This is a genomic window from Streptomyces sp. NPDC048275 (genome assembly GCF_040652275.1).
GTDB lineage: Bacteria > Actinomycetota > Actinomycetes > Streptomycetales > Streptomycetaceae > Streptomyces.
In genome coordinates, this window is the sequence record NZ_JBEZLR010000235.1 from 1 (window position 1) to 2264 (window position 2264).

The window sequence follows — 2264 nt, forward strand, 5'->3', positions numbered from 1 at the left end:
CGTTTCGACTTGGGCTTTTCTGAGGGCGTCCGATGTCCAATCAACTTATATACATTGCTACGTTTCAACAAATGATATCTTCAACTTTTCATCCATAAATAAAAAACTATTCAAAATTAAACTGTACCCTATAAGATAGACACTTTGAAAAAAGTCTATCCTATAGGGTACTTTTGTTTATAATGAGAAAAAAGATATTGGGGTAGAGTGAAATGACCAAAAGATATTTTACGAAAAAGGAACAAGAACAACTAAAATGTAATTCAAATGTGCAAGCAGTTAGCGAGAAAGCGATCACATATACTGACGAATTTAAACGTCATTTTATTGCGGAAAATGAAAAAGGTAAATTCCCAAGAGAAATTTTTGAAAATGCGGGTTTAGATGTTGAATTAATCGGTATAAAACGAATCGAATCTTCAGGCAAACGCTGGCGAGCTTCTTATCGTAAAGCAGGTGTCGGAGGTTTACAAGATACACGTAAAACAAATTCAGGTAGACCTTCTGAACGCGAATTGACATTAGAAGAAAAATTGAAGCGTTTAGAGGCGAAAAATCGGTTACTTGAAGCAGAGAATGAATTGTTAAAAAAGCTCGATCTACTCGAAAGGCAGATGTTGAAGAAGAAATAAAAATCGCTACGGCACTAAAATTTGAACTCATCCATCACACGATGAAAAAGTATAAATTAAAGCGTTTAGTCAGCTATTTATGTGATGTGATGGGTATATCTCGGTCTGGCTATTACAATTATTTTTCAGAAAAATCAGCTCAGAAGCGTGTGGAGCAAGAACAAGCAGATGAAGTGGTAAAGGAAATCATTTTAAAAGCGTATCATTTCAGAGGGCGAAAAAAAGGAGCACGTCAAATTAAAATGACGTTAGAAAATCAATATGGAATTACGTACAATCTGAAACGTATTCGCCGCGTGATGAAAAAATATCAGATTATCTGCCCGATTCGAAAAGCGAATCCAACTCGACGTATGGCAAAAGCAACGAAAGAACATCGTACGTGCCCAAATGAATTACAACGCAACTTTAAACAGGGTATGGCCGGAAAAGTGTTACTGACGGATATCACCTATTTAACGTATGGAAGCAGTAAACGCGCTTATTTATCAACGATTAAAGACGCTGAAACGAATGAAATTTTAGCGTATGAAGTGTCGTCTTCATTAAGTATTGATATTGCCCTCAATACGCTTCATCAATTGAAGAAACACCGCCATTTAACAGAAGATGCCTTTATTCATTCGGATCAAGGATTCCATTATACCAATCCACAATTCCAAAAACTTGTGAAGAAAATGGGGTTAGGACAATCCATGTCTCGCCGTGGAAACTGTTGGGACAATGCGCCACAAGAATCATTTTTTGGACATTTTAAAGATGAAACAAATATCGAGAAATGTGAAACATTAGAAGAAGTCATACGAGAAATTAAGAGTTATATGATGTATTACAACCATTATCGAGGGCAATGGCATTTGAAAAAGCTGCCGCCTGCAAAATACAGACAGCAGCTTCAACAAGTTGCCTAGCTTTTTTTAAAATGTCCTTTACAAAGGGTACAGTTTAAATGGACATTTTGAATAGTTTTTTATTTATCTATTTTTGGATTTTTTGAACAGCACTACAAATTGCAAATTTTACGTGCTCATATGTTAACCCACCTTGAATAAATGCTGTAAATGGCGGACGAATAGGACCGTCTGCTGTAAGCTCAATACTGGAACCTTGAATGAATGTTCCAGCTGCCATGATGACATCATCTTCATAGCCAGGCATATACGCCGGCTCTGGTGCATAATGCGCATTAATTGGTGAGTTCGCTTGAATTTCACGGCAAAAAGCAATCATTTGTTCCGCAGTTTGGAAAGAAACCGATTGAATTAAATCCGTACGATTAGCATCATAGCTTGGTGATGTATTCATGCCGATCTCTCCTAGCATAGCCGCCGTGAAGATGGCACCTTTTAATGCTTGAGATACAACATGTGGTGCAAGGAAAAATCCTTGATAGAAATCACCAAGCGTATTTAATGTTGCTCCTGCTTCAGCACCAATACCTGGTGACGTCATACGATAAGCACATTTCTCTACTAAATCTGCACGACCCGCAATATAACCACCAATTTTCGCTAAGCCTCCACCAGGATTTTTAATGAGTGAGCCTGCCATTAAATCAGCCCCAACCTCTGTTGGTTCCTGTGCCTCAACAAATTCACCGTAGCAATTGTCAACGAAAATAACTGCATTTGG

2 protein-coding genes are annotated in these 2264 nt (G+C 37.7%); one reads left to right on the forward strand and one right to left on the reverse strand.

Features of this window, described 5'->3' with window-relative positions:
• Positions 1-212: 212 nt before the first annotated feature.
• Positions 213-1543 (forward strand): IS3 family transposase gene (locus tag AB0D57_RS47600; RefSeq protein WP_362088752.1). Its coding sequence is split into 2 segments (ribosomal slippage): positions 213-594 and positions 594-1543, totalling 1332 coding nucleotides; the frame shifts between segments, so codons are not numbered across the junction.
• 67 nt (positions 1544-1610) lie between these two features.
• Here AB0D57_RS47600 and AB0D57_RS47605 read toward each other — a convergent pair.
• Positions 1611-2264: methionine gamma-lyase family protein (locus AB0D57_RS47605; RefSeq protein ID WP_362088753.1), on the reverse strand; the 654-nt coding region annotated here is incomplete at its 5' end.